The following is a 20865-nucleotide window of genomic DNA, read 5'->3' as shown; positions in this document are numbered from 1 at the left end:
ATACGACAGACAACCTGCTCTTGTTATCAAAAACTGGAAGCCTTGCAATGAGGGAGGAGACCATATACGGCCGTCCCGGGAAAAGCACAGCCAAAACAGCCGCCGCCGGAAGAGCACAGCCCACCGGCGAATTCACTGCAATCGACACCATTGAAAAAAAGCGGCCCGCAGGCCGCCTTTTTCATTTCCGCTCACTCACACACTGAGCAATACAAAATCATCCTTGGTGACCAGGCACTCGGGGCACATCCAGTCATCCGGAATGTCCTCGAAGCGGGTGCCGGGCGGGATGCCGGACTCGGGATCGCCGACAGTCTCGTCATAGATCCAGCCGCATACCTGACAGACCCATTGCGGCTTTGCCTCGAACACTACAGGTGCGTGTTCGGCGGCGGCACCCTTCTCGCGCAGGCGCCGCTCGAAGGCCAGCCGACCCTTCTGCTCCAGCTCGAAGGCACCCCAGGCGCGTTTGGCCACCCGCGCCTGACGCTCCTCGGTGGTAGCGAAGCGGTGCACCGCCATGCGCCCCAGCGACACGTGAAACTTCTCGTCGGGAATGATCTTGTTGAGCACGGCGCGGGTAGCTTCCGGCACGCGGGGCAGCAAGCCATCGAAGGCGTTCATCGCGCCCAGCTCACCGGTGATGTTGTGCGCCGCGACCCGTTCCAGGGTGTCGTCGCCCGCCGCGTAGAACTCGCTGACCCAGGCCACCCACTCGGGCTCCGGCTGCCAGCCATCCATCGAGGCACCCAGTGACTGCAGGTGCGAAAGCAGCAGCTTGTAGTGCTTGCCCTCGTCCGCCACCTGCCGGCACAGGCCGATAAAGACCTCCGATTCCGGCGTGTCACGCAGCCAGGAGCCGATGAAGCCAGCCGCTTCACGCTCGTACCAGCACTGGAACTGCAGCCACTCGATCAACTCTTCGCGGCCCAGTGGGGCAAAGCCGCCGAAGCTTTTCTCGGCCTCCGACAGCTCATCCCGTTTGGCGCTCAGCTCAGCCACCAGCTGGTCGTAAAATTGCGCCGAATTCAGCGTCGGCGCGGCGCTTTCGGCAAGGGCGCTCATACCGCCTCCTGCAGCGTCGCAGTTACGCCTTTCAGATCGTGTACGGCGTCGTGCCAGGTGCCGCCACGCAGGCAACCGACGGCGCGCAGACGACGGCTGGCTTCGATGGTTTCATGCCCGTCCGACAACTTCACCGGGCCTTCTTCGATACGCAGCACGCTGACTTCAGCCGAACGGCCAACGCGCAGCTCGCCGTACAGATCGCTGCGGCGAATCGCCTTGGCCGCATTCACGGTATTCATCTTGATCACCTCGGCCAGCGGCACACCCAGCGCCCAGATCTTCGACATGGTGGTCGACAGCGAGAACACCGGGCCGTCGACATTGAACACATTGAGATCGGTAGAAATGGTGTTGGGCATATAGCCGCGCTCGATCATCCGGCGCGCGGTACGGAAGTGGAAATCACCGGCGGAGTGGCCGATATCCAGCAGCACGCCGCGCTCGTAGGCATCAATGAACGGCCTGGTTGGCTCGCCCTTGTCGTCCAGCTGACCGCCGCCGCCACGGCAGGCGTGGGTGATGATGTCGCCTTCGCGCAGCTGATACAGCAGCTTGTTGGTATCCAGCACCGGGGTATGCGGGAAGGAGCCCAGGTGAATCATGATCGGCAGGTCGCCGGCAATCTCGTGCGCGGCATCCAGGAAGGGCGAGCGGTCCGGGTTGGTGGTAATGGTCGGCCGCACCTTGAAACCCACAATCACATCACGGTTGGCGTCGATTACCTGTTTGGCGGATTCGATGTCGATATTGCGCTCATCGTCGGCGATGCGCAGGTAATGGCAGATAAAGGTCTTGTTCGCCAAATAGATCTGCGAGGGGTCCATCAGCGCCAGCACTTTGGTCTTGGTATCCGGGTGATCGATGATCGCGCGGCGCGCCAGCTCGATGATGGTGGTGCTGGCGGTGCCGGCATCGACGATCACCGGCACACCGGAGTCCACCCCCATCAAATCGGTAGGCAGGCAGAAGTCGCCGAGGCCAGGGTAACAATGGGTATGGATATCGATCAGGCCAGGGGTCACCAGATGACCGCTGACGTCCTTGATCTCTGCACCGGGGTAGTTGGCGCCGGCATTGGCACCCACTTCAACAATAGTGCCGCCCTGCACCACAACATCGGCAACGGCATCCAGGCCAGACGCCGGGTCAAGCACGCGGCCACCTTGCAACACCAGATAGGCGTTTTTCGCAGACATGGTTATTCCTCTTTCACGGAAAGCGAGAACCGTACACCAGGGCGGCGTTATGACAGAGGCGTGTCATCTTGACTCAGGAGTCTGATCCAGGAGGTTCTCTCGGCCCGGAAATTCCCTGCCCTATCCCTAGCAGAATCTGTACCAGTTCACGATCCATGGGCTGCACACCGGCAACGGCTCGGAATGTGTGCAATCAGGGTGCAGGGCGGCGCCAAATCGTCGCAATCCGGTGCATAAATTTACTGACCAATTGATCAGGAAATGCAAAAACGGCGCTTTTGGCCATGTGGCACGCTGCTTGCTCTCCAGTAAATATTGAATAAATGGTCAGCTAATAAAATCCTCTGGAGTATGCATATGCGCGATATACGTAAGCCCCTGATCTCTTCCGCCAAGCGCTGCCTGTCGGTACTGGCTGGTTCGCTGGCGGCTGCCGGCAGCCTCAGCGCCACCGTTTCGGCAGCCGAGCTGGATGAAGTGGTTTTTGGTACCAACTGGTATGCCCAGGCCGAGCACGGCGGTTTCTATCAGGCCAAGGCGGCCGGCATCTATGAAAAGTACGGTCTGGATGTGTCCATCGAGATGGGCGGCCCGCAGGTCAACGGGATGCAGTTGCTGGTCGCCGGCAAGCGCGATTTCTCGATGGGCTACCCGATCGGCAACATCAAGGCGGTGGAGCAGGGTCTGCCGGTTAAGACAGTGGCGGCCGCCTTCCAGGGCGACCCGCAAGCGCTGATTGCGCACCCGCACATCACCTCGCTGGAGCAGATCAAGGAAGAGGGGCTGCCGGTCTATATCGCGGCCTTTGCCAACACCACGTTCTGGCCCTGGCTGAAGACCAAGTACGGCTACACCGATGACATGATTCGCCCCTACACCTTCAGCGTGGCGCCCTTCCTGGCGGACAAGAGCATTGTGCAACAGGGCTACCTCTCATCCGAGCCCTTCGCCATGGAGAAGGCCGGCGTGAAGCCGTCCGTATTCCTGCTGGCGGACTACGGCTACCCGGCCTACGCCACCACCATTGAAACCACCGACAAGATGATCGAGCAGAATCCGGACCTGGTACGCCGCTTCGTGCAGGCCAGCATGGAAGGCTGGGCCAGCTACTTCAATGATCCGGCGCCGGGCAACAAGCTGATCCAGGAAGCCAACCCGGAGATGACCGATGAGCAGATCGCCTACGGTATCGAGAAGATGAAGGAATACGGCCTGGTCACCGGCGGCGACGCCGAGACCGGCGGCATTGGCGTGATGACAGATGCGCGTTGGGCCAAGATTCACGAGTTCATGCTGACTGCCGGCCTGGTCGACGATGACCTGGACATCAAGGACGTCTACAGCCTCGAGTTCCTGCCCAAGGAGCCGGTTCTGCCCTGATCGGCAGTCCCTCTCAACCTTTCCAGACAACAGCGGCTTGCAACGCAAGTCGCTCACGGGAGCACAAGATGACCTCTTCCAGAGTCACCCCGCTGAAACCCAGCACGCTAGAGCCTGCTGCTGACGCGCCTGTACAGGCCGGCGGCGGCCAGGGCCGGCCGGTACTGCAGGTTGAAGGCGTGAACAAGATCTACGCCAACGGCACTGTGGCGCTCAAGGGCGCCGACCTGACCGTGCGCCAAGGTGAATTCGTCAGTTTGCTGGGCCCGTCCGGCTGCGGCAAGAGCACCCTGTTACGCATCATGGCCGGACTGGGCGATGTGACTACCGGCAGCATCAGGTTCTGGGAACAGGACTACGGCGTCGTCGGCGACAAGGGCCGCAAGCTGGCCTTCGTGTTTCAGAACGCGACCCTGATGCCCTGGGCACGGGTGCGCAAGAACGTGCGCCTACCGCTGGATCTGGAGCACCAGAGCGGCCCGGAAACCGAACAGAAGATTGACCAGGCGCTGGATATGGTCGGCCTCAAGGGTTTCGACAACGCCTTTCCGCGCGAACTCTCCGGCGGCATGCAGATGCGCGCTTCGATTGCCCGCGCCATGGTCACCGAGCCCAACCTGTTGCTGATGGATGAACCCTTCGGCGCGCTGGACGAGATGACCCGCAACAAACTCAACGACGACGTGCTCAAGCTGTGGCAGAAGAACGGCTGGACCATCGTCTTTGTCACCCACAGCGTCTACGAGGCGGTTTACCTGTCCAGCCGCGTGGTCGTTATGGCGGCACGGCCCGGCCGCATTGTCGACGACATCAAGATCGATCAGCCCTTTCCGCGCAATGCCGATTTTCGCGTGTCCACCGAATTTGCCGGTTACTGCCGTCAGGTCTCGCAGGCACTGGAACGCGCCAGTGCAATGGGCGAACCAATGGCTGACCAGGAGAGCAAGGCATGAAAGCGCCGCTGATTCAGAATGAGAATTTCGTCAAGATCGCCGCGCCGCTAGTAGTCGGTGTGTTTTTTCTGCTGTTCTGGCAGATCGCCGTGGTCGCCTTTGAAATGCCCAAGTACATTCTGCCGGGGCCGATCGAGATCATGAAATCCCTGGTCACCGACTGGGCGACCCTGTTCAATGCGCTGATGATGACCTTGAAGATCACCCTGCTGGCCTTCGTCATTGCTGTGGTGCTGGGTGTAGCCGCCTCGCTGCTGTTTATTCAGAGCAAGTGGATCGAGCTGAGCCTGTTTCCCTATGCCGTCCTGCTGCAGGTGACGCCGGTGGTGGCCATTGCGCCGCTGATCATCATCTGGGTCGATGACACTACCTGGGCGCTGACCGTGTGCGCGGTGATCATTGCGATCTTTCCGATCATCTCCAACACCACTCTGGGGCTGCGCAGCGTGGATCCCAATCTGCTCAGCATGTTCCGCATGTACCGCACCAGCCGCTGGCAGGAGTTGGTTCGCCTGCGCATCCCCGGCGCGCTGCCGTACTTCTTCGGTGGTCTGCGCATCAGTTGCGGTCTGGCGTTGATCGGTGCCGTAGTCGCGGAATTTGTGGCCGGCACTGGCGGTGCCAAGGCCGGCCTGGCCTACCTGATTCTGCAATCGGGCTACAACCTGCAGATTCCACGCATGTTTGCCGCCCTGGTGCTGATCACCCTGACCGGCATTGCCCTGTTCGCGCTGATGGTCTGGCTGTCTGATCGCGCGTTGCGCAACTGGCACGAGAGCGCGCTGGAAGTAGAACATTGAGCCGCGCCACTCCGGCCCCGCACAGCTACGCCTGGGGCCTGGGTTACCTGCTGCTGGGCTTTACCGCCCTGGCCTGGGGACTGAATTTTCCGATTCTCAAGCTGGGGCTGGAAAACAGCCCGCCGCTACTGTTCACCAGTATGCGCATGGCGCTGGGCGCCATCACCATGTTCAGTATTGCCGCGGCCATGGGCATACTCCGCCTGCCACCCCGCGCCGACTGGCCGGTGCTGTTCTCGGTCGGCGTATTGCAGAACATGGCCTTTATTTCGCTGGTGACCCTCGGGCTGCAGTTTCTGCCTGCCGGGCGGGCGGCCATTCTGGCCTACACCACGCCAATCTGGGTGGTGCCGGCCGCCGCACTCTTTCTCGGTGAGCGCTTTACCGCACCGCGTGCGCTGGGGGTAGGGCTGGGGCTCGCCGGCCTGCTGACGGTCTTCAACCCGCTGTCGATTGGCTGGGACAACACCGATGTGTTTATCGGTGGCGGCTTGATCATGCTCGCCACCCTGGTCTGGACCGTCGGGCTGATCCATGTGCGCAAGCATCATTGGCAAGGCGATGTGCTCTCGCTGATTCCCTGGCAGGTACTCATCTCCGTGCTGGTGCTGGCCCCCATAGCGCTGTTTTTTGAAGATCCGGCCAAGATTATCTGGCAACCGGCCTTCGCCTGGCAGTTGCTGTTCAGCGGTGCAGTGGCCTCGGGTCTGTGTGTAGCGGCCCAGGTGGCGGCCATTCGCTCATTACCGGCGGTCAGCCTGTCGCTCAGTTCAGCGGCGGTACCCGCGGTAGGCTTGGTCACCTCCAGCCTGTTTCTGCACGAGCAGCCCACCACCACCGACCTGGCCGGCTTTGCCCTGATCGCCGCCGGTATTCTGGTGGTAGGGCTGGCGGATCGCCGCCAGGCGTTGCGCAGCCGGCGTGAAGCCGAAACCGCCAGCAGCTGAAAGAACCGTCGCACAGCCGGGCGCACCCCTGTTGCGCCCGGTATTGGGGCGACGCACCAAGTCCGTGCACAAATCCTGACCTTGCCGCCCGCTGGCCTCCAGGCACAGCAGCAATCGCCCTACAGGGCCCTTTAATTGCAGGGCTTTGCAACGTATTTGCTGGCACAAGGCCAAGCTGGCCCGCAATTTGCTCCTGATCCTTAAAACCTGCCCAAGTGGTCAGGATATAAAGCCAAACACTAAAACCCTGTGGAGTAAGACTATGTTGAAGAAAGCATCCGGCGTTCTGGCGATGGTCATCGCCATGTCTGCCAGCGGTATGGCAGCAGCAGCCGACAAGGTCACCTACCAGCTGGACTGGTTGCCCGGTGGCGACAAGGCTCCGGTGTACACCGGTGTGCAGCAGGGTTTCTTTGCTGATGAAGGCCTTGAGGTCAGTATCGCCAGCGGCCGTGGCTCCACCGATGCCATCACCAAGATCGCCACCGGCCAGGCCGACATCGGCAGCGCCGACATTGGCGCCCTGATGGCCGCTCGCGCACAGGATACCGTGCCGGTCAGCGCCGTTTACATGATCTTCAACCAGGGCCCGCACGCCTTCTTCTCACTGAGCGACAGTGGCATCAACAGCTTCAGCGACATCGCCGGCAAGAAGGTTGCGACCTCGCCCTTCACCTCGTCCAACGCCTTTCTGCCGCTGGTGCTGCAAGCCAACGACATGCCCGCTGATGCGGTCAGCCTGACTAAATCCGATCCGGGCGCCCTGGGGCCCATGCTGGTGACCGGCAACACCGATGCCATCATCGCCTGGGTCACCAATATCGCGTTGTTCAAGCAGCAGGCCGCCAGCGCCGGCAAGGACATCAACGTGATCCGCTGGTCCGACGCCGGCCTGTCTTTGTACAGCTCCGCCGTGGTCGCCAGCGACAAGTTCCTCAGCGAGCGGCCCGACGTGGCCAAGCGTTTCATGCGCGCCTTCGACAAGTCCCTGCGCTTCAGCAATGAGCACCCGGAACAGGCTGCAGCCGACCTGCACACCATGGTGCCCGAAGTTGACGCTGCGGTAGCCACCGCGCAAATCGGCGACTCCATGGAACTGGTGTTCAACGACATCAGCAAGGCTGACGGTCTGGGCGCCATGACGCCGGAGCGCATCGCCACTACCTGGAAATGGGTCGCCGAGGCCAACGAGCTGAGCGTCGATTCACTGGACCCCGAAGTAATCGTCAACCGCGACTTCATGCCTGCTGCGGAGTAATACATGGAGCACACTAGCGAACGCGCCTTCGTGCGGATGGCGGGAGTGGGTCATCGCTATGACCCCACCCCCGGCAGTCCGCTGGCGGTGCAAAACATCGACCTCGACATCAACCGCCACGAGTTTGTGGCGGTGGTAGGCCCCTCCGGCTGCGGCAAGAGTACCTTGCTGCGCATGGTGTCCGGCCTGCTGGTACCGAGCGAGGGTGAAGTCAGCGTATTCGGCAAGCAGGTCAACGGCCCCCGTGACGACGTTGGCATCGTGTTTCAAAAGCCGACCCTGCTGCCGTGGCTGAGCGTTCGCAAGAATGTGCTCTTTCCGCTCAAGCACAAGTTTGGCCGTTATGGCGCGCAGGATGAAAAGCGCGCCAACGAGCTGCTGGCCATGGCCGGACTCGAGGCCTTTGCCGACAAGATGCCGGACGAGCTGTCCGGCGGCATGCAACAGCGCGTGGGCATTGTCCGCGCTTTGCTGCTCAACCCCGACATCCTGCTGATGGACGAGCCGTTCTCGGCGCTGGATGCCATGACCCGTGAACAGATCGGCTTCGATCTGCTGAAAATCTGGGACGAACAGCCCAAGACGGTGCTGTTCATTACCCACTCCATTTCCGAGGCCGTGCTGCTGGCCGACCGCGTGCTGGTCATGAGCAAGCGCCCGGGCAGCGTGCTCGACCTCATCGACATCGATCTGCCGCGCCCACGCAGTCCCGAGACCATCAAACATCCCCGCTTCAGCGAGCTGACTGACCGCATAAGGAAACATATCTATGAGCCAGACGCCCACTGACGCCGCCGCGCGCCGCGCGCTGCTGTTGAACCTCTCGCCCTGGCTGTTCTTTGTCGGTTTGATCGTGCTCTGGGAACTGGTCTGCCGCGTGTTCGACCTGCCAGCCTACGTGCTGCCGGCACCCACCGCGATATTCAGCGCCTTCTTCGACGTGGAATTCAGCCGCTGGATGATGCACCTGTGGGCCACCCTGCGCGTCGCGCTGATGGGCTTTGCGTTGTCGATCGTGATCAGCATTCCGCTGGCCATTGCGATGATGCGCTCGGAGTTTCTTTCGCGCACCCTCTACCCGCTGCTGGTGGTAGTGCAATCCACGCCGGTGGTCGCGGTTGCCCCGCTGATCATCGTGATGATGGGCTCGGACGATCCCTCACGCGTACTGATCACCTGCCTGCTGACCTTTTTCCCGCTGGTGGTCTCCACCGCCACCGGGATCAACGAAACGCCCGCCGAGCTGATCGAGCTGAGCCGCTCGCTGGATGCGCCGACCCGCCGCGAAACCTGGCAGATCCGCATTCCCTATGCGATTCCGCACATCTTCAGCGGCCTCAAGGTGGCCATCACCCTGGCGATCATTGGCGCCGTGGTGGCCGAGTTTGTCGCCGCCGAAGAGGGCCTGGGCTACTTCATCCAGTTCTCGACCTCCTTCTTCAAGATTCCACAGGCCTTTGCCGGCTTGTTCTTCCTCGCCGCCGTCAGCCTGCTGCTGTTCAAGTCGGTGCAGTGGACCCAGCAGATCTTCTTTGCCTGGAGCCTGCCGAAGAAGAAATAAGTCGCCGCCGGGCAGCCCCAGCACTGCCCGGCCACGTCATACACCCGTAGCAACCGCAACAAGGACTATTTTTGTGAGCCATACCGAACGCGATATCAGTTTTCTGCGCGACAGCTTCCGCCTGGCCGAAGAAGCCGCCAAGCAGGGCATCCACCCCTTCGCCGCCATCCTCGTGGATGCTGATGGCAAGGTGCTGATGGAGCAGCTCAACGCCTTTCTGCCCGACCACGACATGACCGGCCACGCCGAACGCGTGCTGATGACCCGCGCCAACATCACCTTCTCCCCAGAGGTACTGGCTGGCAGCACCATGTACACCTCTGCCGAGCCCTGCGCCATGTGCGCCGGCGCGGTGTACTGGGCCGGCGTTGGCCGGGTGGTCTACGGCGCCAGCGAAAAGCGCCTGAAGGAACTGACCGGCAACCACCCGGAAAACCCGACCCTCGACCTGCCGTGCCGCACGGTATTTGACGCCGGCCAGCGCAAAGTCGAGGTGGTGGGCCCGCTGCTGGAAGAAGAGTCTGTGCAGGTGCATGCGGATTTCTGGAAGGACTGAACCGCCCGTCAGCTTGGCGCGGGCTCAACTCGCACCAGCAATAGCCGATAGCCGCCGCTGAAGCCGCCCAGGGTCAGCATGTCGCCGGGGCACGCGGCGAGCAAACGCGCGCCCAAGGGCGAGAAGATCGAAATCTCGGTGCTGGCGCTGCAGCTGCGTTCCGTCAGGCGCACCTCGATAAGCTCCTGCGTATTCATATCCAGCAGCAGCAACGCGCTGCCCACGCGGGCCCGCAGCGTAACCCGATCACGTTCCAGCAGTTCCAGCTTACCGATCACACTGGCCAGCTCATGCGGGCCCGTTGTGTGCCATACAGCGGCACCGCGGGTCAGGCCGCGCGGGCGCCGGTTCACATCGACCATAGACGACATCTCTCTCCGACAGAAAAATCAAACAAGGGGGCAAGTAAACAACGCCGGGTACGGTGAAACCGTCCCGGCTTAATTCAGGAAGGCGAAGTAGCTATCGGAGTAGGGGTGAAGCCAGAGCATGAGGTAACTCGGTTATCGCGTGAAGACATACCATAGGCCAGTGGTTATTAAATGCAAGCCGCTGCGCTTATTGCCCCGCCTGCACTCAGCCCCGAGTGTGTCGGTTTCTATCGAGGCACAAGGGCGATGGCCGAGATTCCACCTTCCCGGCAAAACTGCACAGCGCCGATCAGCCTTGCCGGTAACGTGCCGGCGTTGTGCCCTGCCAGCGGCGGAAGGCACGCACAAAGGCGTTTTCATCCGAGAAGCCGAGTTGCTCGGCAATCTGCGCCACGCTTTGGCGACCCTGCAGCGCCTGGCAGGCCATCTCCTGCAGCACGGTTTCACGCAGCGCCTTGAACGATAGGCCTTCCTCTGCCAACTTGCGGTTTAGGTGGCGGCCACTGATGCCCAGCTGCTCGGCAATGCGCTCCTTGCCCCAGCGCGGCTGCAACCGCACGGCGCGCTGCACTTCGGCGCTGAGGCTGTGTTGGCCCAGGCTGGCCAGGGTCTGGTCCGCCAGTTGCCGCAGGTGCTCACGCAAGGCGCTGTTGGCCTGAATCAGCGGTAGCGACAATTGATCGACACTGAAACTCAGGCGATTGTGGCCGGCGTTGAACTGCAGCTCGCAGTCGACCAGCTCCCGATAACGGGCCAGCTCTGCCAAGGGCGCATGGGCAAAGCTGACGCTGTGCGGTTTGAAGCGCCCGCCGGTCGACCAGGCGGTAAGATTCAGCTGCGAGGCCAGCACGGCCTCTACCCGCTCGGCCTGGCGCACCGGCAGCTGCGACTGATATTCGATCCAGGCCAGGGCACCCTGCTGTTGCAGACTGAAGTCGCCGCCGGCACCAATGACCGGGGCATATTCCACCAGTTGTTCCAGCGCCTCGCCGAGGGTATCGCAGGTCACCAGCAACATGCCGGCGCTGTCGAGATGGCCCACCTGGATATCCAGCCCCAGTTGCAAGCCGGCGAGCGGCTCCTGACGCAGGCTGCAGTAGCTCTCCCAAAGCTCATCCTGCAGCGCCAGTGGAATGCGCTCGCGACTGTGCAGCAGCTCACGCAGGTGCGCCGGCAAGGCAATGCCGTGGCGCTCGGCCGATTGCAGCAGGGCCTGAGTGTAAAGCGGGGTAACGCTGTGCTGGTCGCTTGGCATGGCGTGAATTGCCGGTTCCTTGTCCCGTTTGGTGCGTTACGCGCACCCGGTGCTTGGCTAGACTCAGCATCATAACGCTGTGTGCGGGTACGGGGAACGTCAGCAGGATTCGCCCCAGGCCTGACCGGCAAAATAATAACAACGAGGAGTACGCCATGTACGCTGTCATCGGCGCTGGCCCCATGGGTCTGGCCACGGCCCGCAATCTGCAGAAGCTGGACATTTCCTTTATCGGTCTGGAGCTCAGCAGCGATGTGGGCGGGCTGTGGGATATCGACAACCCGCACAGCACCATGTACCAAACCGCGCACCTGATCTCCTCCAAGCGCATGACCGAGTTCGCCGAGTTTCCGATGGGCGAGGAGGTAGCCACCTACCCGCACCACAGCGAGCTCAAGCGCTATTTCCGCGACTACGCCGCGCACTTTGATCTGTACCGCCACTATGAATTCAACACCCGGGTGATCAGCATCAGTCCGGAAAACAGCGGCTGGAAGCTGATAACCGAACGCGACGGCGAGCAACAGATTCGCCATGTGGATGGCGTGCTGATTGCCAACGGCACGCTGCACACGCCCAACCGGCCGCAACTGCCGGGCGAGTTTGCCGGCCGCATCATGCACTCGAACGAATACCGCGACCCCTCGGTGTTCAAGGACAAGCGCGTGCTGATCGTCGGCTGCGGCAACTCCGGTGCCGACATAGCGGTGGATGCGGTGCACCACGCCCAATCGGTGGATATGAGCCTGCGTCGCGGCTATTACTTCCTGCCCAAATTCATTAAGGGCAAGCCGACCGACAGCCTGGGCGGCAAGCTCAAGCTGCCGCGCAAACTCAAGCAGCGGATGGATGCCGCGCTGATTCGTCTGATCATGGGCAAACCGTCTGATTACGGACTGCCCGACCCGGACTACCGCATGTATGAGTCGCACCCGGTGGTCAACTCGCTGATCCTGCATCATCTGGGCCACGGCGACATCCGCGCGCGACGCGATATTCAGGGCATGGACGGTAATCAGGTGAGCTTTGTCGATGGCGAAAGCGGCGAGTACGACCTGATTCTGCTGGCTACCGGGTATCAGCTCGACTATCCCTTCATTAACCGTGAGCACCTCAACTGGCCGGCCGAGGTCGATGCACCGCAGCTCTACCTCAACGTGTTTCATCCGGAGCATCACAACCTGTTCATGATGGGCATGATCGAGGCCGCCGGCCTGGGCTGGGAAGGCCGCAATCTGCAGGCGCGCCTGGCTGCGCTTTATATTGCCCAGCGCCAGCAGTGCAGCCCGGCCGCGCTGAAGTTTGACCAGACCAAGCGTGAACAGGCCACCACCCACCTGGACGGCGGCTACGACTACATCAAGCTGGCGCGCATGGCCTATTACGTCAACAAGGACGCCTATCTGGGCGCGCTCAGGCAGCACATTGCCGAACTGGAAGCCGGGCTTGAGCAAACTGCGCCGCAACCGGTCGCGGCCACATGAGTGGCGCGCTGCCGATCCAGTTTGATCCGGCCAGCCTGATTCTGCTCAACATCATCATGGCCGCGATGATGTTTGGCGTTTCGCTGACGCTCAAGCTGGAAGACTTCAAGCGCATCCTCAAGGCGCCAGTGGCGCCGGTGGCCGGCCTCTTCGCACAGTTTCTGCTGCTGCCGCTGGCTACCTGTCTGCTGACCTGGGTGCTGCACATCGACCCCGAGCTGGCCCTGGGCATGATCCTGGTCGCCTCCTGCCCCGGCGGTAGTTTTTCCAACGTGATGACCTGGCTGGGCAAGGGCAACGTGGCAGTCTCGGTCAGCATGACGGCGGTCTCCAGCCTGGCCGCCACCGTGCTCACGCCGCTCAATTTCGCCTTCTACGGCTGGCTTAACCCGCATACCCGCGAATACCTCACGCAGATCAGTCTGGAGCCGGGCAGTATCCTGCTGATAGTGCTGCTGGTGCTAGCCGTGCCGCTGGTGCTGGGCATGACGGTAGGCCGGCGCTGGCCGCTACTGGCCCAGCGCAGTGAAAAGCCGCTGCGGGTGATCTCGTTAATGGTGTTCCTGGGCTTTGTCGGCATTGCCTTTGGCAACAACTTCGAGCTGTTTATCGACCGCTTCAACAGCTTTTTCTGGCTGGTGGTGGCGCACAACCTGCTGGCGCTGTCGCTGGGATACGGCATGGCGAGGCTGATGAAGCTGCCAGTCGCCGACCGCCGCGCAGTCACCATGGAGGTAGGCATTCAGAACTCCGGCCTGGGGCTGGTGATCCTCTTCACCTTCTTCCCCGAGGCCGGCGGCATGATGCTGATTACCGCCTTCTGGGGCACCTGGCATCTGGTCTCCGGGCTGACCCTGTCCCAGATCTGGGCGCGCCAAAGCAAACGCGCCGAACACGCACAACACCTTGCCGCCCAGCGCGGCGCCAAGCAGAGCCTGTAATCCATGAGCAAACGCATTCTCATTACCGGCGCCGCCGGCTATATCGGCCATCAATTAGGCAACCGCCTGGCGCAGGACTATCACGTGCTGGGTACCGACCTGCGCAGCCGCAGTGACCTGAACTTTCCGCTGCAGGTCATGGAGATCCGCGATCGCGAGCTGGCCACGCTGATGAAACAGCGGCAGATCACCCACGTGGTGCATTTGGCCTCGGTACTGCAGGCCTCAAAAGACCGTGAACGCGACTTTGATATCGACGTAAACGGCACCCGCAACGTACTGCGCGCCTGTATCGAGGCCGGCGTGCAGCACCTGACGGTCACCAGTTCGGGCGCGGCTTACGGTTATTACGCCGACAACCCGGAGTGGATAGATGAGGCCGACGCCATCCGTGGCAATGCCGAATTTGCCTACTCCGATCACAAGCGTCAGGTTGAAGAGTTACTGGCTACCTTCCGCAGCAACCACCCAGAGCTGCAGCAGCTGATATTCCGCCCCGGCACCGTGCTGGGTACCGACACCCGCAACCAGATCACCGGCCTGTTTGAAGCCGAGCGCATCCTCACCATCAAGGGCAGCGACTCGCCCTTTGTATTCATCTGGGATCAGGACGTACTTGCCGCAATGGAAATGGGCATCCGCGAAGACAAACGCGGCATATACAACATGGCCGGCGATGGCGCTCTGACCATGCGCGAGATCGCCCAGCGGCTGAACAAGCCCACCCTGAACCTCGCCCCCTGGATGCTGAAAAGCGCCCTGCAAGTGGCCAAGTGGCTGGGCAAACCCACCGGCCCCGAGCAGATCAACTTCCTGCGCTACCGCCCGGTACTGAGCAACCGCCGGCTGAAGGAAGAGTTTGGCTATCAGCTGCAGAAAACCTCCGCCGAGACCTTCGAGTTTTTTGTCGAAGCCAGGGGGTTGCGGCGCTGACGCGCAGCTGCAAGCTGCAAGCTGCAAGCAACAGCTTGCGGCACAGCGACCATAAGCTAACAACAATAATCAACCGTCGCTACGCACGGCTTGGCGCTTGAAGCTCAAAGCTTGCCGCTGCGACCAACGGGAGCCACAAATGACCGTCACTCTTATTACCGGCGCCGCTTCCGGCCTTGGCTGGGCCATGGCGCAACACTGGTTTGCCGCCGGCCACAAGCTGGTGCTGGCCGACGTCAATGCTCCACTGCTGGCCGAGCGTGCCACCACCCTCAACGCCCCCGAGCGGGTGCTCACGGTGGTCGCCGACATCACGCAGGCGGACGACATCCAGCGCCTGATCAGCGCGACCGAGCAGCAGTTCGGCCGGCTGGATCGGTTGGTCAACAACGCCGGCATTACCCACCGCTCTCCCGCGCACAAGACCGACCCCGCCGTATTCCGCAAGGTCATGGCAGTCGACTGGCAGGGCCCGGTGGAGCTGACCATGGCGGCGCTGCCGCTGCTGCGCGCCAGCCGTGGCGAGATTCTCTGCATCGGCTCCATGGCCGGCTGGATGCCGGTGCCGGGGCGCGCTGCCTATTGCGCCGCCAAGGGTGCGCTGACGCAGTTCTTCGAGGTGCTGCGGCTGGAGCTGGAAGTCGACGGCATTCATGTGCTCATGGTCTATCCCAGCTTTCTCGACACACCCATTGAACACAACGCACTGGGCAAGGACGGCAAGCCCGCCAGCCATGCGCGCTCGATGGTCGGCGGCATGCGCAGCGCGGAATGGATGGTAGAACTGATCGACAAAGCCCTCGCAAACGGGCAACGTTGGCTGCTGCCCGAGCCGGTATCTAAATTCGGCAGCCTGCTCTGGCGCTTTGCACCGGCGCTGTATCTGCGTCAGGTACGCAAACGTTTTGCCGCAGAGCTAAGTTGAGGACTTAATGATCGACCCCTGGATCTGGCTGGGTGTATTCATCCTGCTGGCCTACACCATCGAAGCCATCACCGGGTTCGGCAGCATCGTCATTGCCCTGTCACTCGGTGCATTGCTGCTGCCCATTCCAGCCATGCTGCCGGTGCTGGTGCCGCTCAATATCTTCATGAGCGGTTACCTGGCCTGGCGCAACCGCCAGCACATTCAGTGGTCGCTGCTGCTGAAGCTGATTCTACCGTTGATGCTGATCGGCATGCTGCTGGGCTATGGCCTGCGGCCCTGGCTCGACGGCCAGGTGCTCAAGGCGCTGTTCGGCCTGTTGGTGCTCTGGTTCGCTGGCCGTGAGCTGCTGCGCATGTTTCGCGGTCACGAAAGCAGGGCCCACCCCAGCTGGCTCAGCCGCATCCTGACCCTCGGCGCCGGCGTCACCCACGGTCTGTTCGCCTCCGGCGGCCCGCTGCTGGTCTACGCCCTGGCCGGCACCACGCTGGACAAGAGCAAGCTGCGCGCCACCCTGATCAGCGTCTGGTTTGGCCTCAACAGCAGCATGACCATCCTCTTCCTGCTCGACGGTAGCCTGCTGCCCAGCGTGCCGCATATCCTCAGCTACCTGCCGCTACTGGTGATCGGCGTGCTGCTGGGCGAGTATCTGCATCACCGTCTGAACGAGCAACGCTTTCGTCAGGTGATTTACTCGTTGCTGGTGGTGACGGGGGTGTTATTGCTGGGCAAGGCGGTGGTGTAACCAGCCCTCTTCTCCAGCACGTGAGCCGATCAAACACTCTATTCGGCTCACGCATTGAGCCGAATACGGCTCCCAGCCAGATTTCAAAAGCTGTTGGCATGCTGTTGGTTTAATTGCACTATCGTATTTGTTGCTGTCTTGCAGCTCTCCTACCGGAGGCATGGATGCCTGCCTATTGCATTCCTACACTCTTGTCTTGCTCGGCGCTGCCACGGCACCTGCATCAGCGCGGGCTATTCACGCACCCAACCTTCCTTGACTCCGATACCTCTGAGTAAGCCAATGAAAAAACTCCTGTTTTTTGTTCTCATTATTTTTGCAGGGTGGAAAATATATACCGACAAACTGCAACCACAGGACCCTCAACTGACAGGGTATAGTGACAGCCAGATCAGCTCTTCGGCCGGGATCCGGGCCAAACCCGCCGCGCCAGCGATCAACTTCAGCTGCGATGGACGGCAGCATTGCAGCCAGATGCGGTCTCGAGCTGAGGCTGAATTTTTCGTCGCAAGCTGTCCAAACACCAAGATGGACGGTGACCGAGATGGCATACCCTGCGAGAACGACTCACGTTTCTGATCGCCATCGTCTGGCGTAGTAACTATCTGGTGCTTCCTATCGAATGACCGACTGCAAACAAAAAGCCCCGCGCTAGGCGCAGGGCTTTGAACTACTGACGCAGGGTCGGATTACATTTTTGGCCACACGGCGATATCGATGATGTCGTCTGACAGGCCATCTACTTCACCCAGAACGGTCGGCTTACCGGTTTTCAGGTCGACGGTATGCAGTTTGCCGTTGGCCAGAACATAGGCGGTGTTGCCGCCTTTGCCATCACTGGCGATGTCAATCGCGGCGGCGTCCAGGCCCTTGGCCAGCTCACCTACTGGCTTCTGTACGCCATCGTTCGGCGGATCTTGCAGCATCAGCATGCCGCTGGACAGATCGATTGTGTACAGCTCGGTCTTCTCGGTGCCAGCGTAGGAATCGGTGTAGGCGCCGGCGACCACTTTCTCCATCATATCGCCGTGCTCAAAGTCCTTGGCGTAGGCGACGCTGCCATCGGTGGCAACTTCACCGGTTTCGACGTTGACGCGGTAGTTGGTGCCGTCGGCAGCCAGTAGGCGCAGGCGGTCAGCCTTGGGGTTGAAGTCGACCACGGCGTGCTCACTGCCCGGCAGGGCGGAGTTCAGCTTGGCGCCGGCGGTGGCTTTGCCGGTGGTGGGGTCGAGCGTGTAAAGCTGGTCGCCGCCACCGAGCGCGTAAAGCATGCCATTGGCCGGACGCACGTCGATGCCGCGCAGGTTACTCGCGCCTTCCACGTTCATGCTGGCAGCCACGCTAAGCGATTCGGTCTCAATCTTGTGCAGCATGCCATCTTCACTCAGCGCCAGCAGCTGTGCGGCGCTGGCGGTACCGGCGGCCAGGGTCAGTGATGTGGTCAGGATCAGTTTGTTGAGCGTGTTCATTTGTGATTCCTCGCATTCAAATGATGACGGGCTTGGCCCATCCAGCTGGGTGCTTTGTAAGTCACCTGTTAGCTAATACCCGCGAGGTTTGGGTTTGGATGTCGGGGGATGAAAATAAATTTTTTGGGCTCGTTTATAAGAGCCAAGCCCTTGGTGGATACTGGCAGCGAATTCTACCCGGAGATTATGTGATTAGTTGATTTCCGGTTTCGCCTCCAGGCGAGTCAGGGAGAGATGCTTGCCCATCTCCCCCTAACGACCCCCTCGGGCACCCAGCTGCGCGGCCCTTCGGGTTCGCTGCGTTGCTCGCCCGCTCAGATGGGAGTTTTAGTCCGTGCGGTTGTTTGCTTTTTGCGGCCCTGATTAAACAGCGAAACCTAAGAGCCGTGCAGCGCTCCGACCTTTGGTTGTCTTCCAAGCTTTGAACAATGCGGAGGTCGCGCGACATAGCGTGGCGAGTTCTCTGAGCGAAATCTTCGGCCCCGACCGGCAAGGCACAAGCGCACGTGATCACCACGCATGTTTCTGCGTAGGGTGGTCAACGCCGCAGGCTTGGCCACCGTGGTGGAGGGCTTCGGCCCTCCACCCTACATAAAGTCCGCCGTGCGTTCGGTCGGGCTATCTCGCTTAATTACTCGCGATCAGCACTGCCCGCCCGATATAGAGCACCGGCCCGGTAGGTCGATCCAACGGCGATCCGCCCTGCGGCTCCAGCGTCAGCTCAAACAGCTGCCCGGCCTGCACAGCACCGATCTGCTCGGCATTCAGGGTAACCCCCTTACCCGGTTCGATCAGCCCGAGCGACCGCGGGCCGTCCTTGGGATCAATCAGGGTCCAGAACTGGACAGCGCGGTCCGCTGGTATCTGATCTGCCACCAGCGATTCCAGGGTGAGCGCGCCGTCGCTATCGACCTTGACCACCCAGCCAGGCCTGGCACTTTCCCCCGGCACCTGCAATACGGCGGTATAGCTCGGCCCTGCAGGCGCGTCGCGCAGGACGGCGGGCAGCCAGCTGAGCAAGACTAGTAGCGCCAGCGCGCCGCTGGTCAAACGCCAGAGGCCAAGGCTGTCCCACCAAGGTGTCAGCCCTGAAGCGGCAGCCGATGGTGGCGGCGCCCATCCCAGGCTCTGCTGTACACGTTGCCATAACTGTAGCGAAGGGCTCTGTGGCGGCAGTTCGTCTGCCAGTTCAAGCAGGTGCTGCTCCCACTCCAGCGCCATGCGCGCGGCGTCACGGTCCTGCGCGATCAGCGCGCGCACTTCGCTGGCTTCTGGCTCTTCGAGCAGGCCCAGCACATATTCGCCGATCAAGGCCCGACGCGGCTCAGCTGCTTCTGGAATCATGCCTGCAAGCACTCCTGCAAAGCGCGCAGTCCGGCGCGGATACGTCCCTTGATGGTGCCCAGCGGCGTGGTCAGCCGGCTGGCAATCTGTTCATGGGTCAGGCCGCGGTAAAAGGCCAGCAGAATGGGGTGCCGTCGCGGTCTTTCCAGCTGGCGCAAACACCGGCGCAGGTGGCGGCCTTCAGACTGTTCACTGGCATGGTCCTCGGCCTGCGCGCTGTCATCCGCCATCTGCTCGATAAAAGCATCGTCGGTCTGGACCAGGCGACCTCGGTCGCGCAACTGGTTCAGCGCCCGATAACGCAGGATGCTGTAGATCCAGGCGCGGCCGTGACCAAGGCTGCGATCAAACCGGTCAGCGTTGTGCCAGACCTTGACCAGCGCATCATGCACGCAGTCCTCGGCCTGATCGCGACGCCCCAGCAGAGTGATAGCCAGGCCAAGCAATTGGCCGGCCTCGTGCTGATACAGGCGCTGAAAGGCGCTCTGATCGCCGCGGGCGCAAGCCTCCAGGGTTGCTTCATAATCAAAGTCGCTGTCTGCCATGCGCCGTCCTGTACTCCATCCTTTTTTGCGTCCCTGCAGGCTATACCCGCGAAGGGGCGGTATGGATGTCGGGCAGGCAATTTATCGCCGGAATTAGTGTGCAATTGTTTCAGCAGTGCCAACGGCCACAAAAAAGCCGGACGCGTTACGCCCGGCTTGCTTAGCACGTTGGAGCCGTTACTCGCCTGCCGAGGCGCCCTGGCTCTGCGGCAATATGGCGATGTCGATGATATTCTCCGGCAGATCGGCGATCAGCCCGATGGCGTTGGCCTGACCGCTGCGCAACTCCACCGTGTGCAAGGTGCCGTTGTACAATACAAAAGCGGTATTTCCACCCTGGCCGTCACTGGCGATATCCATGGCGGCGGTGTCCATGTCCTCGGCGATCAACCCTACCGGCTTCTGCGTACCTTCATTCGGCGGCTCCTGGCGCATCAGCATGCCGCTATCCACGTCAATGGTGTAAAGCGTGGTCTCCTGCGCACCGGAATAGGCGTTGGTATAGGCACCGGCGACTATCTCTTCCATGTATTCGCCGCGCTCAAAATCTTCCACATAAGCCACACTGCCATCGGTCACCACCTCTCCGGTGTCGACATTGACGCGCAAGTTGGTGCCATCTTCCGACAATAGGCGCAAACGATCCGCTACCGGGTTGAAGTCCACTACAGCATGCTTGCTCCCCGGCAGGGCGGTCCGCATATCTTCCAGCGCCGTGGCCTGGCCTGTCTGCATGTCCAGCGTATACAGGTGAACGCCATTACCCAGCGCGTAAAGCTTGTTGTCCGAGGGTCGTACATCGATACCCCGCAGTTGATCGGCACCCCGCACCGTTACGCTGTCGGTAACCTTGAGGTCGCCAATATCGATGTGGTGCAGCACCCCTTGCTGGTCGAGCGCGACCAGTTGCGCTGCATTGACAGCACCCGCCGCCAGGGTCAGCGCCGTAGTGAGTAGTAGTTGATCAAATCTGTTCATCGGCTCTTTCTCCTTTGTGTTTGTTCACTACGCCATGCGTCAGCCCGCAAATGGTCCGCACGGAAAGGCCCCATGAGCTTTAGTCTAGTCATCGGGGCGCAGTGTTCAGCAAGAATTCAGCGGGCACGGCATGGGTGTTGCCATAAGCGCGAGCGC

General features: G+C 61.4%; 23 protein-coding genes. 15 read left to right on the top strand and 8 right to left on the bottom strand.

The window, feature by feature from the left end:
- Nucleotides 1-206 (top strand): hypothetical protein (locus V7756_RS16185; protein WP_335611235.1); only part of this gene is annotated, 206 nt, incomplete at its 5' end.
- Here the strand turns inward: V7756_RS16185 and V7756_RS19140 are convergent.
- Nucleotides 196-1065 (bottom strand): rubredoxin, encoded by an 870-nt coding sequence (locus V7756_RS19140; protein ID WP_442909019.1) that lies wholly within the window; start codon nt 1063-1065, stop codon nt 196-198. The two genes, V7756_RS16185 and V7756_RS19140, sit on opposite strands and share 11 nt — an antisense overlap.
- The gene (locus tag V7756_RS16175; protein WP_335611234.1) at nt 1062-2264 is read right to left on the bottom strand and encodes an amidohydrolase/deacetylase family metallohydrolase; all 1203 of its coding nucleotides are present in this window, start codon (nt 2262-2264) and stop codon (nt 1062-1064) included. The genes V7756_RS19140 and V7756_RS16175 overlap by 4 nt, the downstream gene beginning before the upstream one ends.
- A 357-nt stretch (nt 2265-2621) precedes the next feature.
- On the opposite strand from V7756_RS16175, the gene V7756_RS16170 reads away from it, so the two are divergent.
- The 8 genes from V7756_RS16170 to V7756_RS16135 all read left to right on the top strand — a co-directional run bounded on the left by V7756_RS16170 (nt 2622) and on the right by V7756_RS16135 (nt 9719).
- On the top strand, nt 2622-3644 hold the full coding sequence (locus V7756_RS16170) for an ABC transporter substrate-binding protein (RefSeq protein WP_335611233.1): 1023 nt from the start codon (nt 2622-2624) through the stop codon (nt 3642-3644).
- A gap of 68 nt (nt 3645-3712) precedes the next feature.
- Complete coding sequence (locus tag V7756_RS16165) at nt 3713-4597, top strand: ABC transporter ATP-binding protein (RefSeq protein WP_335611232.1); 885 nt, start codon at nt 3713-3715, stop codon at nt 4595-4597.
- Nucleotides 4594-5397, top strand: coding sequence for an ABC transporter permease (locus tag V7756_RS16160; RefSeq protein ID WP_335611231.1), 804 nt, complete (start codon nt 4594-4596; stop codon nt 5395-5397). Before V7756_RS16165 ends, V7756_RS16160 begins: the two co-directional genes overlap by 4 nt.
- Nucleotides 5394-6344, top strand: a complete 951-nt coding sequence (locus tag V7756_RS16155; RefSeq protein WP_335611230.1) for a DMT family transporter — start codon at nt 5394-5396, stop codon at nt 6342-6344. Before V7756_RS16160 ends, V7756_RS16155 begins: the two co-directional genes overlap by 4 nt.
- Before the next feature lie 262 nt (nt 6345-6606).
- Nucleotides 6607-7602, top strand: a complete 996-nt coding sequence (locus V7756_RS16150) for an ABC transporter substrate-binding protein (protein ID WP_335611229.1) — start codon at nt 6607-6609, stop codon at nt 7600-7602.
- Between the two features lie 3 nt (nt 7603-7605).
- Nucleotides 7606-8391, top strand: coding sequence for an ABC transporter ATP-binding protein (locus V7756_RS16145; RefSeq protein WP_335611228.1), 786 nt, complete (start codon nt 7606-7608; stop codon nt 8389-8391).
- On the top strand, nt 8372-9163 hold the full coding sequence (locus tag V7756_RS16140; RefSeq protein WP_335611227.1) for an ABC transporter permease: 792 nt from the start codon (nt 8372-8374) through the stop codon (nt 9161-9163). The genes V7756_RS16145 and V7756_RS16140 overlap by 20 nt, the downstream gene beginning before the upstream one ends.
- A gap of 73 nt (nt 9164-9236) precedes the next feature.
- Nucleotides 9237-9719 carry a nucleoside deaminase gene (locus V7756_RS16135; protein WP_335611226.1) on the top strand — a complete coding sequence of 161 codons (483 nt, stop codon included), beginning with the start codon at nt 9237-9239 and terminating at the stop codon, nt 9717-9719.
- An 8-nt stretch (nt 9720-9727) separates the two neighbouring features.
- Here the strand turns inward: V7756_RS16135 and V7756_RS16130 are convergent, their stop codons facing one another.
- On the bottom strand, nt 9728-10090 hold the full coding sequence (locus V7756_RS16130) for a hypothetical protein (protein WP_335611225.1): 363 nt from the start codon (nt 10088-10090) through the stop codon (nt 9728-9730).
- 289 nt (nt 10091-10379) lie between these two features.
- Nucleotides 10380-11345 carry an AraC family transcriptional regulator gene (locus V7756_RS16125; RefSeq protein WP_335611224.1) on the bottom strand — a complete coding sequence of 322 codons (966 nt, stop codon included), beginning with the start codon at nt 11343-11345 and terminating at the stop codon, nt 10380-10382.
- A gap of 155 nt (nt 11346-11500) precedes the next feature.
- Between V7756_RS16125 and V7756_RS16120 the strand changes: the two genes are divergently transcribed.
- From V7756_RS16120 to V7756_RS16095, 6 genes are all read left to right on the top strand, one after another.
- Nucleotides 11501-12829, top strand: a complete 1329-nt coding sequence (locus V7756_RS16120) for a flavin-containing monooxygenase (RefSeq protein WP_335611223.1) — start codon at nt 11501-11503, stop codon at nt 12827-12829.
- Entirely contained in the window at nt 12826-13770 is a 945-nt protein-coding gene (locus V7756_RS16115) for a bile acid:sodium symporter family protein (protein ID WP_335611222.1), read from the top strand. The genes V7756_RS16120 and V7756_RS16115 overlap by 4 nt, the downstream gene beginning before the upstream one ends.
- Before the next feature lie 3 nt (nt 13771-13773).
- Complete coding sequence (locus V7756_RS16110; RefSeq protein ID WP_335611221.1) at nt 13774-14703, top strand: SDR family oxidoreductase; 930 nt, start codon at nt 13774-13776, stop codon at nt 14701-14703.
- A 139-nt stretch (nt 14704-14842) separates the two neighbouring features.
- The gene (locus tag V7756_RS16105) at nt 14843-15628 is read left to right on the top strand and encodes an SDR family oxidoreductase (RefSeq protein ID WP_335611220.1); all 786 of its coding nucleotides are present in this window, start codon (nt 14843-14845) and stop codon (nt 15626-15628) included.
- A gap of 7 nt (nt 15629-15635) precedes the next feature.
- On the top strand, nt 15636-16373 hold the full coding sequence (locus V7756_RS16100; RefSeq protein ID WP_335611219.1) for a sulfite exporter TauE/SafE family protein: 738 nt from the start codon (nt 15636-15638) through the stop codon (nt 16371-16373).
- A 282-nt stretch (nt 16374-16655) separates the two neighbouring features.
- Complete coding sequence (locus tag V7756_RS16095) at nt 16656-16952, top strand: excalibur calcium-binding domain-containing protein (RefSeq protein ID WP_335611218.1); 297 nt, start codon at nt 16656-16658, stop codon at nt 16950-16952.
- 110 nt (nt 16953-17062) lie between these two features.
- On the opposite strand, the gene V7756_RS16090 is transcribed toward V7756_RS16095, so the two are convergent.
- From V7756_RS16090 to V7756_RS16075, 4 genes are all read right to left on the bottom strand, one after another.
- On the bottom strand, nt 17063-17842 hold the full coding sequence (locus V7756_RS16090; RefSeq protein ID WP_335611217.1) for a DUF4394 domain-containing protein: 780 nt from the start codon (nt 17840-17842) through the stop codon (nt 17063-17065).
- A 627-nt stretch (nt 17843-18469) separates the two neighbouring features.
- Entirely contained in the window at nt 18470-19186 is a 717-nt protein-coding gene (locus V7756_RS16085; RefSeq protein WP_335611216.1) for an anti-sigma factor, read from the bottom strand.
- A complete protein-coding gene (locus tag V7756_RS16080) occupies nt 19183-19731 on the bottom strand; it encodes a sigma-70 family RNA polymerase sigma factor (protein WP_335611215.1) in 549 nt (182 codons plus the stop codon). Before V7756_RS16080 ends, V7756_RS16085 begins: the two co-directional genes overlap by 4 nt.
- A gap of 177 nt (nt 19732-19908) precedes the next feature.
- Nucleotides 19909-20709 (bottom strand): DUF4394 domain-containing protein, encoded by an 801-nt coding sequence (locus tag V7756_RS16075; RefSeq protein ID WP_335611214.1) that lies wholly within the window; start codon nt 20707-20709, stop codon nt 19909-19911.
- Nucleotides 20710-20865 lie beyond the last annotated feature (156 nt).

This window comes from Halopseudomonas sp. (genome assembly GCF_036961105.1).
Lineage (GTDB): Bacteria > Pseudomonadota > Gammaproteobacteria > Pseudomonadales > Pseudomonadaceae > Halopseudomonas.
This window is presented reverse-complemented; position numbering and strand designations above follow the sequence as displayed.

Bases quoted from the DNA above. Each gene is read 5' to 3' on its own strand.
- V7756_RS19140 (WP_442909019.1), bottom strand. From the start codon at position 1,065: ATGAGCGCCCTTGCCGAAAGCGCCGCGCCGACGCTGAATTCGGCGCAA.
- V7756_RS16175 (WP_335611234.1), bottom strand. From the start codon at position 2,264: ATGTCTGCGAAAAACGCCTATCTGGTGTTGCAAGGTGGCCGCGTGCTT.
- V7756_RS16170 (WP_335611233.1), top strand. From the start codon at position 2,622: ATGCGCGATATACGTAAGCCCCTGATCTCTTCCGCCAAGCGCTGCCTG.
- V7756_RS16165 (WP_335611232.1), top strand. From the start codon at position 3,713: ATGACCTCTTCCAGAGTCACCCCGCTGAAACCCAGCACGCTAGAGCCT.
- V7756_RS16160 (WP_335611231.1), top strand. From the start codon at position 4,594: ATGAAAGCGCCGCTGATTCAGAATGAGAATTTCGTCAAGATCGCCGCG.
- V7756_RS16150 (WP_335611229.1), top strand. From the start codon at position 6,607: ATGTTGAAGAAAGCATCCGGCGTTCTGGCGATGGTCATCGCCATGTCT.
- V7756_RS16145 (WP_335611228.1), top strand. From the start codon at position 7,606: ATGGAGCACACTAGCGAACGCGCCTTCGTGCGGATGGCGGGAGTGGGT.
- V7756_RS16140 (WP_335611227.1), top strand. From the start codon at position 8,372: ATGAGCCAGACGCCCACTGACGCCGCCGCGCGCCGCGCGCTGCTGTTG.
- V7756_RS16130 (WP_335611225.1), bottom strand. From the start codon at position 10,090: ATGTCGTCTATGGTCGATGTGAACCGGCGCCCGCGCGGCCTGACCCGC.
- V7756_RS16125 (WP_335611224.1), bottom strand. From the start codon at position 11,345: ATGCCAAGCGACCAGCACAGCGTTACCCCGCTTTACACTCAGGCCCTG.
- V7756_RS16120 (WP_335611223.1), top strand. From the start codon at position 11,501: ATGTACGCTGTCATCGGCGCTGGCCCCATGGGTCTGGCCACGGCCCGC.
- V7756_RS16115 (WP_335611222.1), top strand. From the start codon at position 12,826: ATGAGTGGCGCGCTGCCGATCCAGTTTGATCCGGCCAGCCTGATTCTG.
- V7756_RS16110 (WP_335611221.1), top strand. From the start codon at position 13,774: ATGAGCAAACGCATTCTCATTACCGGCGCCGCCGGCTATATCGGCCAT.
- V7756_RS16105 (WP_335611220.1), top strand. From the start codon at position 14,843: ATGACCGTCACTCTTATTACCGGCGCCGCTTCCGGCCTTGGCTGGGCC.
- V7756_RS16100 (WP_335611219.1), top strand. From the start codon at position 15,636: ATGATCGACCCCTGGATCTGGCTGGGTGTATTCATCCTGCTGGCCTAC.
- V7756_RS16095 (WP_335611218.1), top strand. From the start codon at position 16,656: ATGAAAAAACTCCTGTTTTTTGTTCTCATTATTTTTGCAGGGTGGAAA.
- V7756_RS16090 (WP_335611217.1), bottom strand. From the start codon at position 17,842: ATGAACACGCTCAACAAACTGATCCTGACCACATCACTGACCCTGGCC.
- V7756_RS16085 (WP_335611216.1), bottom strand. From the start codon at position 19,186: ATGATTCCAGAAGCAGCTGAGCCGCGTCGGGCCTTGATCGGCGAATAT.
- V7756_RS16080 (WP_335611215.1), bottom strand. From the start codon at position 19,731: ATGGCAGACAGCGACTTTGATTATGAAGCAACCCTGGAGGCTTGCGCC.
- V7756_RS16075 (WP_335611214.1), bottom strand. From the start codon at position 20,709: ATGAACAGATTTGATCAACTACTACTCACTACGGCGCTGACCCTGGCG.